This window comes from Mesonia maritima (assembly GCF_042433895.1).
Classification (GTDB): Bacteria; Bacteroidota; Bacteroidia; order Flavobacteriales; family Flavobacteriaceae; genus Mesonia; species Mesonia maritima.
Genome location: NZ_JBHLUA010000012.1, coordinates 762,240 through 778,115 on the forward strand (window position 1 = coordinate 762,240; position 15,876 = coordinate 778,115).

Below are 15,876 nucleotides of genomic sequence, written 5' to 3' on the forward strand. Positions count from 1 at the left end.
AAAGGCTTTCTGGAAACGGAAAGCCTTTTTTGTTTGAATTTTACCATCCTTGGTTTGAATAGCACTATACCAACCTAGCGTCTCCATCATACTTTTGTACCGTAATAAAAAATAAGAAAAAAATGAATAACAAATTAGTTTTAATTACCGGTGGAAGTCGTGGATTAGGAAAAAATATGGCTCTAAAAATAGCTGAAAAAGGTTTAGATGTTATCCTAACCTATCATCAGCATAAAGAAGAAGCCCATCAAGTGGTTTCTGCAATAAAAGGTAAGGGGCAAAAGGCAGCAGCAATTCAGTTAGATTCTTCAAATACATCAGGTTTTCTCAATTTTCAAGAAAAACTAAAAAGGGTACTTTCAGAAGAATTTAATACGAAAAAAATTGATTTTTTAGTCAATAATGCCGGAGTGGGAATCAATGAAGCCTTTGTAGAAACTTCTGAAGATACATTCGATAAACTTGTTAATATTCACCTGAAAGGCGTTTTCTTTCTAACACAGCAATTACTGCCTATACTCAATAATGAGGGTGGAATTGTAAATATTTCTTCCGGATTGGCTCGATTTACCATGCCCGGTTACAGTGCTTACGGAGCGATGAAAGCCGCAGTGGAATCACTTACCCGTTATCAAGCAAAAGAATTAGGAGAACGTGGTATTCGTTCTAATGTGATTGCTCCGGGAGCTATTGAAACCGATTTTGGGGGTGGTTTAGTAAGAGATAATGAAGAAGTAAACAAAATAGTCAGTAGTCAAATTCCACTTGGTAGAGTAGGTCAACCGGATGATATCGGTGGAGTCGTTACCTTTCTTTGTACCGAAGATGCAAAATGGATTAACGGCCAACGTATAGAGGTTTCCGGCGGGCAAAACATTTAATCGCTCATCAATTTTTATAATAAACCCACAATTTACTTTGTGGGTTTTTCCTTTAAGTCTAAATTTATAATGATGGAAAAGACGACCAGCTTAGAAGAATTTTACAGAAAAAAACTAGGAATTTTACCAAGTGATTTTTTAAAAAAGATTGGTGAGTTTAATGTTTTTAATCTAAACGACTATTTTGGAACTTCTAAAGCGATGCCCTATAGTCGAAAAGATTATTACAAAATAAGCCTTATTTCTGGTGAAAACACGGTGCATTACGCCGATAGAACCCTAAAGGTTAAAGATAATATGTTGCTCTTTGCCAACCCACAAATTCCTTATAATTGGGAACCGCTTTCCGAAGATAAAACCGGAGCTTTTTGTGTATTTACGGAAACTTTTTTTGAGGATTTCGGTAATTTTAAAGATTATCCCTTATTTCAAACCAATGGCACACCCATACTCTCGTTGAGCGATGAAGAGTTCTTGCAAATTCAACAGATTTATAAAAATATGTTTGCCGAAATAAATTCTGAATATGTCTATAAATATGATGTATTGCGAAATTTGGTTTTTGAATTGATTCATACCGCTTTAAAAATGCGTCCGGCAAAACTTGAAAGTGAAGACAAAACTATTTCTAATGCTTCCGAAAGGATTACTTCTCTATTTGCAGAATTGTTAGAACGTCAGTTTCCTATAGAATCCATTCAACAGAAAATAAATTTAAGAACGCCCGGTGATTTTGCGAAGCAATTAAATATTCATAGCAATTATCTCAATAAGGTTTTAAAGAATACGACCGGTAAAACCACTTCACAACTGATTGCTGAACGCTTCGTGTTAGAAGCCAGGGCATTGCTAAAACACACCAACTGGACGATTGCAGAAATTTCTTGGAGTTTAGGTTTTGAAGACCCTTCTTACTTCATCAAATTCTTTAAGAAGAATGAAAAACTAACTCCTAACGGATTTCGAAATGTTTAAAACCATTCCATGAAAATAATAAAAAACCCTAATATAACTTCTTCTGTAGTCAAAGATGGAGTATTTCAAAACATAGAAGAAACCCCACAAATGGCGGAAGAAGCTTCAGTCTTTAAAATTTTAAAGAAGCAATTTTCAAAGCCGAAAAATGTACAACCAAGTTCGGAAATTCCGATAGTCAAAACCGATTTGATTAACCTAGCTTTTGAGAAACCTACTATCGTATGGTTTGGACATTCTTCTTATTTAATTCGATATAGAAAAATCAATATTTTAGTAGATCCGGTGTTTTGCGGGTATGCTTCTCCTTTTCCGTTCATGATCAAATCTTTTGCCGGAGCTAATAATTACGGAGTAGAAGACATGCCTATCATCGATTATCATATTCAAACCCATAATCATTACGATCATTTAGATAAGAAAAGCCTGAAAAGCTTAGCAGCAAAAACCAAGAACTATATAGTTCCAAAAGGAGTAAAAAAAGATTTGTTGAGCTACGGAATTTCTTCAGAGAAAATAACAGAACTCGATTGGGGCGAGCGTGCAGAAATTTCTTCAGAATTTCAGATTACGGCCACTCCGGCAAGACATTTTTCAGGGAGAGGTTTAAAAAGAAATGCTTCACTTTGGTCTTCTTATGTTTTAGAAATGTTCGGATACCGATTTTTTTTAGGTGGAGATTCCGGTTTTGGTAATCATTTTCAGCAAATTGGTGATGCCTTTGGTCAGTTTGATTTAGCTATTTTAGAATGTGGGCAATACGGTGAATACTGGCCTCATATTCATACCTTCCCGAAAGAGTTGTTAAAAATAGCAGAAACACTTCAAGCTAAATATATTCTCCCGGTCCATTGGGCAAAATTTGCTCTGGCACATCACCCTTGGAAAGAACCCATCGAACGATTACTAAAGGCAACTGAAAATTCTGAAATACAACTAGCTACTCCTAGAGTTGGCGAACCCTTGGTACTCGGTGAAAATTATCCAACAACTAAATGGTGGGAAAATTTAGATTGATTGTTAGTTACTAACCGTTAAGGTTCCATTTCCGTTATCGGTTACGCGGTAAGCATATAATGTATATTCCAAATTTTCACCCTCTACAAACTGCCCGGTAATTAAATTGTATTTATTATGATCTTCACATTGGCAAGTTCCTTCTAAACCATCAATTTCTAACGTAGAGCAATTTTTAGGAACGTGATTCGGATCTGCTGCGTCAAAAGCAACATAATTAGACCCGGTATTCATAATTATAATTCCTCCGTGACCATAATTTCCTATATAAACCGGATTTGAAGGAAAATTTAAACCGTTGTATTGTGGTAAACTTAAATCAACTACTACGCTGAAATTCAAATCAAATAAATACGGATTATCTTTTCGATTATCATCTTTACTGCAACTTAAACAAAGCGCAAGAACCAAAAAACTGAAAATTATTTTTTTCATCATAAAAATTTGAGCTGCAAGATAACATGATTGTTAAGCTTGCTAAAATTTATTATATTTGTTTTAGCTGAATCCCATGCAAGTGGGATTCTTTTTGTATATATAAACGAAGAAGTCATGAGTAAAGTATCTTATTATACTGCAGAAGGATTACAAAAATTAAAAGCCGAATTAAATCAGCTTAAAGATGTGGAGCGCCCAAGAGCTTCGCAAGCCATAGCCGATGCTCGAGATAAAGGAGATTTAAGTGAAAATGCCGAATACGATGCTGCCAAAGAAGCACAAGGATTATTAGAAATGAAAATTTCTAAACTGGAAGAAGTTGTAGCAAACGCACGCGTTATCGACGAATCACAATTAGATACCTCAAAAGTATTAATTCATAGCAATGTGAAAATAAAGAATTTGAGCAACGGGATGGAAGTAAAATATAAATTGGTTGCGCAAAGTGAAGCCGATTTAAAATCGGGCAAGATCTCGGTAGATTCTCCTATCGGAAAAGGATTATTAGGAAAAAAAGTAGGTGATAAAGCCGATATTCAAGTGCCTAACGGAACAATGACTTTTGAGATTCTAGAAATTACGAGAGAGTAATTTTATAAGAAAAGTAAATGAAAAAGCCTTTTCATTCGAAAAGGCTTTTTTTTAACCTGAATTTGATTAAAATACATTGAATCATAGATTTCAGTTGATACTATTGATTAATGATTTGGTAGATGAAATGCTGAAATAAATTCAACATCACGTTTTATTTTTAACAGCAACCGCCGCCATCATAATGATAGGTAGATTCGCTTATAAAAATATCATTCCTATTTAAATTGGTTAAAGCTTCAGCAGTTTTATCGCAAACGGCAAGGGGTTGGTTTTTTAACAAAACGTGTCCTTTTTTATCATCAAAATAATCTTCCTCTCCAAAATAAATTGCTGCTTTTCCGGTAAAAACACACGGACCATCTTCCGGCATTGGGTCTTTAATGGCGGCAACTTCAATACTTTCGATATAAATTAACTCTTCTGTGGGGTAATTTTTAGGATCTAAGATTCTGTACGGTTTTTTTGCTCTAATTTCTATAGTTCCGAAACCGGCATCGGTTAGCATTTTTACGTATTCAGCGAGGGGTAAACTTCCGCTTAAACATAAGGCGCGTAACCTTTCATCATTGCGTAAATTTTCGTTCATTTCTTGTTCACAAATTGGGTCGCTCATTACCAATCTTCCGTGTGGTTTTAAAACACGGTACATTTCTGCAATGGCTTTTTTCAATTCTTTGGTTTTAAAAATATTGAATAAGCAGTTTTGAGCGGCAACATCAATCGAATTATCTTCCACCGGAAGGTGAAGCGCATCGCCTTTTCTTAAATCAACAAAATCACTTTTAAACCACGGATTCACTTTTTCTGCGTCTTTAAAATTCTTTCGGGAAGCTTCTAGCATTTCATCAACCACATCAATCCCGATTACTCCATTTTTTTGTCTTGAAAAATAGGCGAATTGTAAAAGTTCCATTCCGCCGCCAACACCAACGTATAAGGTTTTAGGGTTATTCACCAAATCTCGGGCATGAACAGTACTTCCACAACCGTAATTCATTTCCTGCATAATTTTCGGAATTTTTAATCCCGGTAATTCCCAAACAGGATTTGTGGTGCAACACAAGCCAACATCAGGTGTTAAGGCTGCATCTTTATAGACATTCTTGGTAGTTTCTAAATAACTCATGCTACTTCTACGGCTTTAATTAATTCTTTAAAAAGTGTTATCATTTGCGGTTCGGCTTGTTCTGCCATCGCGATAATTTCTTTTACATCCACCGGTTGCAAATTATCGGGGTCGCATTCGTCTGTTAAAACAGAAACGGCAGCTACCGGAAGGTTGAGGTGATTGGCAACAATTACTTCAGGAACGGTACTCATTCCAACAGAATCGGCACCAATAATTTTTAAATAACGATATTCGGCGCGAGTTTCTAATTGTGGTCCAACAACGGAAGCGTAAACGCCTTTGTGTAAATTGATGTTATTTTCCTTCGCAATTTTTTCAATTTTGCTATTTATTTTTTCATCATACGGTGCGCTCATATCTACAAAACGTTCACCGAATTGCGAAACTCCTTTAAACGCCAAGGGCGAACCGCCTTGTAAATTAATATGATCGTCAATAAGCATTAATTCTCCTTTTTTAAAATCTGGATTTATAGCACCTGCAGCGTTAGAAACCAAGAGTTTTTTAATTCCTAGACGATGCATAATTCGCACTGGAAATGTAACATCTTGAAAACCATACCCTTCATATAAATGGAAACGACCTTGCATGATCACTACTTTTTTGCCTCCTAATTCACCAAAAATTAAATGTCCTTTATGAAATTCTACAGTCGCGGTCGGGAAATTCGGAATGTGATTGTAACTTACATCGGCTAAAATTTTTACTTCTTCTAGTAATTTCCCAAGTCCGGTGCCAAGAATAATTCCTACTTCGGGGTCTTCAAAACCTTTGGTGCGTAAATATTTTACGGTTTGTTCTATGTATCTCATGAATTTAAAAGTTGTTGTAAAACAGGAATATTTTCCATGTCTTTATATTCGTCTATATCGTTTTTTTCGGAAATTAAAGTTACGTTTTTATCCTGCAAATCGGCAAGCGTATCTTTTAAAACATGCGAAGTACTCCATTTTTTTTGCTGAAATAATTCAGGAAGAAAAGTTTTCATTCCTAATAAATAATAACCGCCATCTTTTGCGGGACCAAGAACAACATCGCTGGTCGTTAAAGCTGAAAATGCTTCTTCGATATCGGTTTGCGAAAGTTCAAACAAATCGCTTCCTACAATTACAATATCTTCATAACCGTCTTGAAAACCTTCTCGAAAAGCATTCGCCATTTTTTCTCCTAAATCCTTTCCTTGTTGAACTTTTTTATCGAAAAGTTCAGCTGAAAAATTATCATTTTTAAGAATTTTATTGGAATAATAAACTCTTTTATCGACTGAAAGCGATTGTGTGATTTTTGCGGTATGTTGTAATAAATAGCGATAAATTTTAAGCGCAGCTTCATCGCCAATGGTTTTTGCTAAACGCGTTTTACATTTGCCCAATTCCGGGTTTTTAGTAAAAATGAGTAGGAGTTTTTTGCAGTTCATTTAATAAACTTTTTCAGCGTTTGTTAACCATTTCCCCCATTTTTTATTGAAAGCGTGTACTTTTTCGGTTTCTTTTTCTTCGGAATCAACCACCAAATAGCCTTTCTTTTTCCATTCAAAAATGCCACCGTATAAATTTTTCACATTCGTATATCCGGCTTTCTGAAGTTTTTCGCCAATATTCTCTGAACGAACACCTAATGAACAATACACCACAATTGGCGTATTTTTATCAGGGATTTGTTTTGTAATTTTTTCAGCAGAGAAATTTTTGTAACCTACGAATTTTGCGTTTTGAAGATGACTAACTTGATATTCTTCCGCTTCACGTGCGTCTAAAATAACTAAAGGGGCGTTATTTTTACTTTCCATTTGTAACTGTTCCACAGAAATATAAGGCACCGAACCCGAATTTTTACTTTCGAGTAATTCTTTTAAGTTGCTGTGTTGCGCACAACTTATAAAAGGTAAAAATGAAAGCATAAGTAGTATTTTTTTCATCACGCGACGCTTCCTTGACAACTGCTTCCGGCACCGGCGGTACAACCATAGCAATGTTGTGAAATTACAATATTTCTGTTTGTTAATTCTTCTTCGTTATAATTGCTGATGTGCTTTATCTTGCTATTCACTTTTAATTCTAGCATTTGGTTAAAGTCACAATCGTATAAATAACCATCCCAACTTACGGAAAGCGTATTTCTACACATTACATTTTTTACCGCTGCCGGATTGTAGGCATCGACAAGCGCGTACATATAATCTTCGTAATTTTCTGAAGCGATTAAAAATTCTAAAAATCGGCTAATGGGTAAATTGGTAATTGCAAAAAGATTGTTGAATTCGATATTGAAATCTTCCCAAAGTGCCTCCTTAAAATCTTTTTCCATCGCTTCTTGATTGGTCGGTAAAAAAGCGCCGGAAGGATTATAAACTAAATCGAGTTTTAATCCGCTGGCTTCTTTTCCGTAACCTACTTCATTTAGCATTTTTAGGGCTTTTATAGAACTATCAAAAACTCCTTTTCCACGTTGTTTATCGGTTTTTTCGCGTTTATAAAACGGAAGCGAAGACACTACGTGAACATTATGCTTTTTAAAAAATTCAGGTAAATCGTTATATTTTTTATTCGCCATAATAATGGTCAGGTTAGAGCGAACAATAAAATCTTTAATCCCCACTTTTGAAGCTTCTTCTACAAACCATCTAAAATTCGGATTCATTTCTGGAGCGCCACCCGTTAAATCTAAGGTATGTGCGCCGGTTTGTTCAATGGCTTTTAGGCAATCTTTCATTGTATCGACGGTCATAATTTCTTTACGATCTGGACCAGCGTCTACGTGGCAATGCGAACATGTTTGATTACACATATACCCTAAATTTAGCTGAAGAATTTCCAGTTTTTTAGGTTGCAAAGGATCATCATTTGTTTTCGATAATTTTTCTTTAAACGTTGGAAGATCGCCTTCGGCAAACAACCCATTACTAAGAAACTCTAACTGTTTCACCGGATTGGAAAGTTCACTTTTTCTGGCGTGTAACGATTTTTTTGTCTTCATGAAAATTCAGGAGTTATCGATTGAAAAAAAGCTTTCAATAATATATAACGATAATTTTAGCGTTTTGGATGTAATGACTTTACATCGAAAGCTTTTTGTATTTATTCATCATTTGTACGCCGTGCACAAGCGTGGCACCGCTTTCTATAGCTGCTCCTGCGTGAACGGCTTCCATCATTTCTTCTTTTGTAATTCCGCGTTGTAAACCGTCTTTGGTATAAGCATCAATGCAATAAGGACATTTTACCACATGGGAAACAGCTAAAGCGATAAGTGATTTCTCTCGAGCAGAAAGTGCGCCTTCTTCAAAAACTTTCCCGTAGTAATCAAAAAATTTTTCACCGAGTTCTTCGCTCCATTCTGTGATTTCACCAAACTTTCTTAAGTCTGTCGGATCGTAATAAGATTTAGCCATACAATTTCTTTTTAGTTAAATGTAAGCATTCATCAATATAAATTAGAAAATTCAGGCTATTTTTTATTGAGTTAACTTGAATTAGGACTTTTTTAGTAAATTAACACTTTTAAGCAACGCATGAAAAAAAATACTAAAGGTCCAATTACGTGGTTTGTACACCATCCTTATTATTCAGGGTTTATTGTATTTTTTTTCGTATTTATTTTAAGTTCAATTATTGCGAAAAAAGAATTTTCCCTTGCTAAAGAAGAAGAGGAAGATGGGAAAATTAGAACTTTACAAATAGTTCAGCAGAATATCGAGCAATCGCTTAAAAGCAGTTATATTTCTACCATAACGCTCGCCCTAACTATTGGTGATGATAAAAAACCAAAAAAATTTGAAACGGTCGCGCAAAAAATAATGGAATCTAATGAAGTTATCGATGGCGTTCGGCGTTCAATTAGTACCTAATGGAGTTATAAAATATGTTTATCCTTTTGAAGAAAACAAAGCAGCTTTAAATCTTGATGTCTTAAATTCCGCAACGACAAGTAAAGAGGCCTTAAAAGCCATAGAAAGACATAAGATATATTTTGCAGGACCTTTACAGCTTAAACAAGGCGGGGTTGGAATTGTAGGAAGGTTGCCGGTTTTTATTGAAAATGAATTTTGGGGTTTTTCTGGAGTTATTATAAAACTAGAACGCTTAATTAGGAATTCAGGAATAAGTAATTTTGAAGAAAATTATCGATTTCAACTTTCTAAAGTGAATCCGGTTTCAGGAAAAGAAGAGTTTTTCTTAGAAGGTGCTGAAGATATAAACTTAGCTGAAACTGAAAAAATAACCATAGAAGATGGCGATTGGAATATTTATATAAGTTCTTTAAACGAACACGAAGCTTTTAACGCCACTTTACCTGTTTTAATTTTAGGATTTTTACTCGCCTGTGTTTGTGCAACCATTACAGTTTTGGTTTTTAAACGACCCGGCGAACTTCAACAATTAGTAGAAGTGCAAACCGGTAAACTTCTTACTTCAGAATTAAAATTTAAAGCCATTTTCGATCAAGCCGGTTTGGGAATTGTTCATTTAACAGCAGATCACGGAAAATTTATCGAGGTAAATAAGCGTTTTTGCGATAAATTAATGCTCACCGCTTCAGAATTGAAAGAGAGAAACTTCTTTGAGTTTATTGAAGGCGATGCTGCTTTAGATAAAAATTTACTTGAGCATCAAAAAGTAGAAGTTAAACTGATACGAAATGATGGAATGCCTATTTATGTTAGGCTCACCAATTCCCCTTTTAGTAGTAAAAAAGGACTAAGTTACATTACCATTGTTGAAGATATTACCGAAAAGAAAAAAACCAGGCAACATTTAAAAGAGTTAAAAACGAGAATGGAAATGGCAATTCGAGTTTCTAAACTTGCTTATTGGGAATGGAATGTAGAAACCGATGAAATTACATGGTCAGCTAGAATGTATGAAATTTTTGGAGTTTCAAAAGATCAAGAATTAGGATCTTCTTTGGTGTTGTCGCATGTCTATCCGAAAGATTTAAAAAAATACAAGCGATATACAAAACGATTATTAGAAGGTGATACCTTAAAACCTTATGAAGTTAGAATTCATAATACAAATGGAGGAATCATTTATATTTTAGCGCACGTAGAAAGTGAAATCAATGAAAAAGGAAAAGTAATCAAATTAAAAGGGAGTTTATTAGACGTAAGTAAAGAAAAACGGGCAGAAAAAGAATTAAACCATTCCTACAAATTAGTGCTTGAACAAAACAAACGTTTGCTAAATTTCTCTTATATTATCTCTCACAATTTACGGTCGCATTCCAGCAATATCCAAGCTTTATTAAATTTATTAGGAAGTACTTCTGTAGATGAAGAACAAAAAGAAATGCTGAATATGCTAACTTCAGTCTCAAAATCGCTAGACGAAACTTTATACGATCTAAACGATGTGGTAAATATTCAGAAAAATACCACGATCTCTACAGAACCACTTTTAGTTAAAAAATATGTTGATCGTGTGTTAAGCGTTTTAAGCAGCCAAATACGATCAAAAAAAGTAAAAATAACCTTAGCAATTCCTGAAGAAGCAAAAATTAATTTTAACCCTGCATATTTTGAAAGTATTTTGCTTAACTTTATTTCAAATGCAATTCGATATAGGCATCCAGAGAGAATTCCAGAAATAACCATTCGTTTCGAGATAGAAGAAGAGTTGAAAAAGTTAAGTATACAAGATAATGGGATTGGAATTGACCTTTCAAAATATGGAGAAAAACTCTTCGGAATGTATAAAACCTTTACCGATCATCCCGACTCTAGAGGAATGGGACTTTTTATGAGTAAAAGTCAATTAGAAGTTTTAGGCGGAAAAGTAAGCGTGGAAAGTGAAGTTGGTAAAGGAAGCACCTTTACATTATATTTTAAATAAGCGAAAAATGGAATTCTGTGTAATCGATGACGACAAAATTTATCAGTTTTTGGTAAAAAAAACCATTAAAAGTGTTGATAAAAATTTTATTGTAAATTTATTTGAAGACGGTTTAGAAGCGATAACCACCTTCAAAAATAAAGGGATTTGTTGTACAATTATTTTATTGGATTTGAATATGCCCAATATGGATGGTTGGCAATTTATTCAGGAATATGAAAAATTGCAGCAAATTGGAGATCAAAAACATAAAATTTATATTGCTACTTCTTCCATTTCTAAAGCAGATCGAGAAAAAGCAAATCAATTTAAAATAGTGCAAGGATATTTAACCAAACCAATTACCAAGGAAAAAATTAAAGATTTGGCAACAGCTGTATAAAAGTGGTAGTTTAAAATTGATTGAAAAATATAATTCTCAATTTAGTTAACTTCACATTAATCTTCAATTTTAAAAATTCACAATATTTATTAAAAAAGACTTTGCTAACCGGAATGAATTCAAATTAACAAAGTCTTTTTTAGAACAGCGCTTTTTTTAGTTTAATTTTTTTTGTAAACCCGCTAACATTGCTTTTGTCATTTTCGAAAGATTATATTCGTGTTTCCAATTCCAATCTTTTCTAGCCTGCGAGTCATCGATACTCGATGGCCACGTTTCAGCAATATCTTGTCTAAAATCCGGGTTATAATCAATAGTGAATTCCGGAATTTCTTCTTTAATACTTTCAGCAAGTTGTTTTGGGGTAAAACTAATTCCGCCTAAATTATAAGAAGAGCGAATTTTAAGATTTTCCGCAGGAGTTTCCATTAGTTGAATGGTTGCTCTAATCGCGTCATCCATAAACATCATTGGTAAAGCAGTTTCTTCACTTAAAAAAGAAGTATATTTTTTTACTGCTAAAGCTTCATGAAAAATCTCTACCGCATAATCTGTGGTCCCGCCACCTGGAGCGGTTTTATAACTTATTAAACCAGGATAACGAATACTTCTAACATCTACACCAAATTTTTTATGATAATATTCGCACCAACGTTCGCCAGATTGTTTGCTAATTCCGTAAACCGTGGTTGGTTCCATCACGGTAGTTTGCGGAGTTTGGTTTTTTGGAGTACTTGGCCCGAAAACTGCAATGCTCGAAGGCCAAAAAACTTTATTTATTTTCTTGTCTTTTGCAAGGTTTAAGACATTAAAAAGTGAATCCATATTTAAATGCCAACCGCGCATTGGGAATTTTTCTGCTGTTGCGCTTAACATTGCAGCCATAAGGTAAACTTCGTCAATCTCATAATGCATTACAATATCTTCTATGGCTTTGTAATCGGTTGCATCGGCGATTTCAAAAGGGCCAGATTGCATAAGTTCTTCATTACCTTCGCGAATATCTACGGCAATTACGTTGTCTTCTCCATATTTTTCACGCAGCTTTAAGGTTAATTCGGTTCCAATTTGGCCACATGCGCCAATTATCAAGGTTTTTAATGCCATAGTCTTTAAATTTTCTAAATTTGTAATGCCTACTAAAACAAGGTTCAAAAGAACAATTTTTATAGATCATAACAAAATCAAATTTCCGGTAAAAAATAATTGATTTATCGTATATTTCCCCTTATTTTTCTGTCATGAAGAAACCTAATTTATTGAAATACAGTATATTTTTAGTTTGCGGATTTATGATGATGTTATCATGTAAAGAAAAGGAAACTACTGAGGTTAAAGAAAAGTCTTATCAAGAGCAAAATGCAGAGGCACTTTCTCAAATTATTACTATAGATAAAGACCGAAAAATAACACTTCTGCCCGCTGCTAAAGAAGCTACAAACAATTGGAGCGCTTACTTGACGTTAAAAAACGAAATTGAAAATTTTGATAACGTAACCTTTCAAGAAGTTATTAATAACAGCAATAATTTAGTTGAATCGGTAGTAAATTTAAAAGCTTCAATTCCTGGAAATTTTGATGTAAAACCGGTGAGAGTTCGTATAAATGTATTACTAACCAAAGCAGAAGTCTTACGTCAAAAAGTTGAAAATCCAAGAATAAAAACGAAAACGATCGATACCTTGGTAAACGATTTACACAAAGCTTTTGGGGATTTAAAAATTCAATTAAATGAAGTTTACATAGAAACTTTAGAAGAAATAGAATCTGAATTTGAGCAAGCTATTCAAGTAGATTCAACCGAAAATCCTTCAAATAGTACTTCTGAAAATTCAACAAAAACTCCAGTAAGCACACAATAGCATGAAAAAAGTATTATTTTTTTTACTCTTTTTAAGTTCAATCACTTTTCAAGCGCAAGAGAAAGAAATTGAAGAAAGACTTGAAAATTGGCACAATGCCGCTGCGGAAGCAAATTTCGAAGAATATTTTTCTTACTTTACAAAAGATGCGATTTTTATAGGAACCGACCCGACGGAATATTGGAGCATAGAGGCTTTCAAAAATTTTTCAAAACCTTATTTTGATAAAGGAAAAGCGTGGAGTTTTACAGCAATCGATAGAAATATCTATAACTCAAAAAATGCTAAAATCGTGTGGTTCGATGAACTTTTGCAAACCCAAATGGGCTTATGTCGAGGTTCAGGCATTTTAAAATTAGTCAATGGTAATTGGATGATCGCTCATTATGTACTTTCCATTAGTATTCCTAATGAAAATGTTGAAGCTGTCACCAATCTAAAAAAGAATTTCGAAGAGAAATTTATTCAGCAAAACTCAAAATAACACGATAAAAGTGTAACAAACTATAGAAATAAATAACCAATAAACATCAATTATAAATTTTAGTATGAAAATTAATTTTAAACAAACCGTATTCTTTGCAGCTGCTTCCCTTGCGTTGGTAGCCTGTAAAGATGATAAAAAGGAAATGGCAAAAGCCGAAGAAGAACGCACGCCGGGAATCGATATTGAATATATGGATACCACGGTAAGTCCAAAAAATGACTTTTACAATTACGTAAACGGTAATTGGATGAAACAAACCGAAATTCCTGAAGACAGAACGTCTTGGGGAGGTTTTCAGGTGTTGAGAAAAAGCACAGATGATGATGTATTAACGATCATCGACAAGGCTAAACAAAGCGGAAAATATGATAAAAATACAGATCAAGCGAAAGCTATTTATCTATTTGAAGCCGAATTAGACACGATGGCTAGAAACGAAGCGGGAATTAAACCTTTACAGCCAGCGTTAGAAAAAATTAACAACATCAAAAACGTAAAAGATTTACAAGAAGTAATCGCCAAAAATCCAGCTACTATTTCAGATCCGTTTTTTGGGTTAGCCGCGTTTTCAAATCCTACCAATAGTGATATGAATTCCGCTTACATTACACCTGGTGGTTTAGGACTTCCAGATCGTGATTATTACACCAAAGATGATGCAGAATCTGAAAAAATCAGACAGCAATATGTAGATCATATCACAAGAATGTTACAATTTCTGGGTGATAGTGAAGCAGAAGCGAAGAAACAAGCCAAAACTATTTTAGCTTTAGAAACACGCTTGGCAGAACCACGTTTAGATAAAGTTGCGAGTAGAGATTTTAGAAATTTCAATAATCCTCGTTCTTTAGAAGAATTACAAAAAATGGTTCCTGCTATCGATTGGAAACAATGGATTAATCAATTAGGTGTCGATAAAAAATTAGACACCGTTTTAGTAATGCAGCCAAAATATATGAAAGAGTTGCAAAAAGTATTTGCTGAAGGAAACGTACAAGATTGGAAAACCGTGATGCGTTGGTCAACCTTAAATAATTCCGCAGGCGAATTAACTACTGAAATTGAAAAAGCCAATTGGGATTTTTACAGCAAAACTTTAAACGGCGCTAAAAAGCAACTTCCAGCAAAAGAACGCGCACTTTCAACTGTGAACGGAAGCGTAGGCGAAGCTTTAGGAAAATTATATGTAGACGAAAAATTTCCGGCAGAAGCAAAGCAAAAAGCAGAAGAAATGATCGCGAATATTATTGAAGCTTACCAAGATAGAATTGAAAAACTAGAATGGATGAGCGACACTACCAAGCAAAAAGCGATTGAAAAATTAGATAAATTCACCGTTAAAATCGGTTATCCAGACGAATGGGAAGATTATTCAGAACTTGCGGTAAGTAACGATAAAAGCTATTACGATAATATGGTAGCCGTTTCAGAATGGAGTTATCGCGATAACCTTTCTAAAATTAACGAGCCGGTAGATAAAAAAGAATGGGGAATGTCGCCACAAACCGTAAATGCGTATTTCAATCCGTTTAACAATGAAATTGTATTTCCTGCGGCAATTCTTCAACCACCATTTTACAATTATAAAGCTGACGCAGCTGTAAATTACGGCGGAATTGGAGCGGTGATCGGTCACGAAATTTCACACGCTTTTGATGATAGCGGAGCGCGTTTTGATGCTGATGGAAACTTAAACAATTGGTGGACCGAAGAAGATCTTGAAAAATTCACCGAACGTGGAGATAAACTTGCTGAACAATACAGCGATGTTGAGGTTTTAGATAGCGTTTATATTAACGGTAAATTTACCTTAGGTGAAAATATTGGCGATTTAGGTGGTGTTTTAGCCGCTTACGACGGATTGCAAAAATATTACAAAGAACACGGAAGACCAGAAAACATCGACGGTTTCACTCCAGAACAACGTTTCTTTATGTCTTGGGCAACCGTTTGGAGAACCAAAATGAGAGATGAAGCTTTGCGTTCTAAAATAAAAACAGATCCACATTCTCCGGGAATGATTAGAGCATATGTTCCATTACAAAATATCGATGCGTTTTATGAAGCATTCGACATTAAGGAAGGAGATTCTATGTATGTTGCACCAAAAGATCGTGTGTCTATTTGGTAAAATATGTAAACTTATTTTTATAAAAGCTGTCTTTTTTAAGGCAGCTTTTTTTATGTCGAAACTTTTTAAGAAGATAAAAAAAAGTTATTCTGAATTTATCTCAGAATCTCATTTAATTATTAATAAGTAGTGATGAGACCCTGAAATCG

At 34.4% G+C, this 15,876-nt stretch carries 18 protein-coding genes; 10 read left to right on the plus strand and 8 right to left on the minus strand.

The genetic code is table 11. From position 1 onward, the window contains the following. The first annotated feature begins 122 nt into the window (after positions 1-122). From ACFFGL_RS10365 to ACFFGL_RS10375, 3 genes are all read left to right on the plus strand, one after another. The gene (locus ACFFGL_RS10365; protein ID WP_309726298.1) at positions 123-881 is read left to right on the plus strand and encodes an SDR family NAD(P)-dependent oxidoreductase; all 759 of its coding nucleotides are present in this window, start codon (positions 123-125) and stop codon (positions 879-881) included. A 72-nt stretch (positions 882-953) separates the two neighbouring features. Next, positions 954-1,856: a helix-turn-helix domain-containing protein gene (locus ACFFGL_RS10370; protein WP_309726296.1), complete on the plus strand. Its 903-nt coding sequence runs from the start codon at positions 954-956 to the stop codon at positions 1,854-1,856. Between the two features lie 9 nt (positions 1,857-1,865). Next, entirely contained in the window at positions 1,866-2,873 is a 1,008-nt protein-coding gene (locus ACFFGL_RS10375; protein ID WP_309726295.1) for an MBL fold metallo-hydrolase, read from the plus strand. 3 nt (positions 2,874-2,876) lie between these two features. Here ACFFGL_RS10375 and ACFFGL_RS10380 read toward each other — a convergent pair whose 3' ends face one another. Further along, positions 2,877-3,308, minus strand: coding sequence for a hypothetical protein (locus tag ACFFGL_RS10380; protein ID WP_309726293.1), 432 nt, complete (start codon positions 3,306-3,308; stop codon positions 2,877-2,879). 117 nt (positions 3,309-3,425) lie between these two features. On the opposite strand from ACFFGL_RS10380, the gene greA reads away from it, so the two are divergent. Continuing rightward, complete coding sequence (gene greA / locus ACFFGL_RS10385) at positions 3,426-3,902, plus strand: transcription elongation factor GreA (RefSeq protein WP_309726291.1); 477 nt, start codon at positions 3,426-3,428, stop codon at positions 3,900-3,902. 160 nt (positions 3,903-4,062) lie between these two features. Here the strand turns inward: greA and arsM are convergent, their stop codons facing one another. The 6 genes from arsM to ACFFGL_RS10415 form a co-directional block, all read right to left on the minus strand. After that, positions 4,063-5,031: an arsenosugar biosynthesis arsenite methyltransferase ArsM gene (gene arsM / locus ACFFGL_RS10390; RefSeq protein ID WP_309726289.1), complete on the minus strand. Its 969-nt coding sequence runs from the start codon at positions 5,029-5,031 to the stop codon at positions 4,063-4,065. Further along, a complete protein-coding gene (locus ACFFGL_RS10395) occupies positions 5,028-5,846 on the minus strand; it encodes a purine-nucleoside phosphorylase (RefSeq protein ID WP_309726288.1) in 819 nt (272 codons plus the stop codon). Before ACFFGL_RS10395 ends, arsM begins: the two co-directional genes overlap by 4 nt. Further along, positions 5,843-6,451, minus strand: coding sequence for a TIGR04282 family arsenosugar biosynthesis glycosyltransferase (locus ACFFGL_RS10400; RefSeq protein ID WP_309726286.1), 609 nt, complete (start codon positions 6,449-6,451; stop codon positions 5,843-5,845). The genes ACFFGL_RS10395 and ACFFGL_RS10400 overlap by 4 nt, the downstream gene beginning before the upstream one ends. Continuing rightward, entirely contained in the window at positions 6,452-6,934 is a 483-nt protein-coding gene (locus ACFFGL_RS10405) for a rhodanese-like domain-containing protein (protein WP_378928403.1), read from the minus strand. Between the two features lie 17 nt (positions 6,935-6,951). After that, positions 6,952-8,010 (minus strand): arsenosugar biosynthesis radical SAM (seleno)protein ArsS, encoded by a 1,059-nt coding sequence (gene arsS, locus ACFFGL_RS10410; RefSeq protein ID WP_309726280.1) that lies wholly within the window; start codon positions 8,008-8,010, stop codon positions 6,952-6,954. Between the two features lie 79 nt (positions 8,011-8,089). Next, positions 8,090-8,425 carry an arsenosugar biosynthesis-associated peroxidase-like protein gene (locus tag ACFFGL_RS10415; RefSeq protein WP_309726278.1) on the minus strand — a complete coding sequence of 112 codons (336 nt, stop codon included), beginning with the start codon at positions 8,423-8,425 and terminating at the stop codon, positions 8,090-8,092. Between the two features lie 120 nt (positions 8,426-8,545). On the opposite strand from ACFFGL_RS10415, the gene ACFFGL_RS10420 reads away from it, so the two are divergent. Genes ACFFGL_RS10420 through ACFFGL_RS10430 form a run of 3 tightly spaced genes read left to right on the plus strand, consistent with a single transcriptional unit; the run spans position 8,546 to position 11,247 of the window. Then, on the plus strand, positions 8,546-8,881 hold the full coding sequence (locus ACFFGL_RS10420; protein ID WP_309726276.1) for a hypothetical protein: 336 nt from the start codon (positions 8,546-8,548) through the stop codon (positions 8,879-8,881). Further along, positions 8,841-10,865, plus strand: a complete 2,025-nt coding sequence (locus tag ACFFGL_RS10425) for a PAS domain S-box protein (RefSeq protein ID WP_309726274.1) — start codon at positions 8,841-8,843, stop codon at positions 10,863-10,865. The genes ACFFGL_RS10420 and ACFFGL_RS10425 overlap by 41 nt, the downstream gene beginning before the upstream one ends. A 7-nt stretch (positions 10,866-10,872) precedes the next feature. Continuing rightward, positions 10,873-11,247, plus strand: a complete 375-nt coding sequence (locus ACFFGL_RS10430) for a response regulator (RefSeq protein ID WP_309726272.1) — start codon at positions 10,873-10,875, stop codon at positions 11,245-11,247. Positions 11,248-11,403: 156 nt separating this feature from the next. Here ACFFGL_RS10430 and ACFFGL_RS10435 read toward each other — a convergent pair whose 3' ends face one another. Continuing rightward, complete coding sequence (locus ACFFGL_RS10435; protein WP_309726270.1) at positions 11,404-12,354, minus strand: NAD-dependent epimerase/dehydratase family protein; 951 nt, start codon at positions 12,352-12,354, stop codon at positions 11,404-11,406. 134 nt (positions 12,355-12,488) lie between these two features. Here ACFFGL_RS10435 and ACFFGL_RS10440 point away from each other — a divergent pair, with 134 nt between their 5' ends. The 3 genes from ACFFGL_RS10440 (at position 12,489) to ACFFGL_RS10450 (ending at position 15,727) form a co-directional block, all read left to right on the plus strand. Further along, positions 12,489-13,109 carry a hypothetical protein gene (locus ACFFGL_RS10440; protein ID WP_309726268.1) on the plus strand — a complete coding sequence of 207 codons (621 nt, stop codon included), beginning with the start codon at positions 12,489-12,491 and terminating at the stop codon, positions 13,107-13,109. Position 13,110: 1 nt separating this feature from the next. After that, positions 13,111-13,593, plus strand: coding sequence for a nuclear transport factor 2 family protein (locus tag ACFFGL_RS10445; RefSeq protein ID WP_309726266.1), 483 nt, complete (start codon positions 13,111-13,113; stop codon positions 13,591-13,593). A 64-nt stretch (positions 13,594-13,657) separates the two neighbouring features. Further along, complete coding sequence (locus tag ACFFGL_RS10450) at positions 13,658-15,727, plus strand: M13 family metallopeptidase (RefSeq protein WP_309726264.1); 2,070 nt, start codon at positions 13,658-13,660, stop codon at positions 15,725-15,727. Positions 15,728-15,876 lie beyond the last annotated feature (149 nt).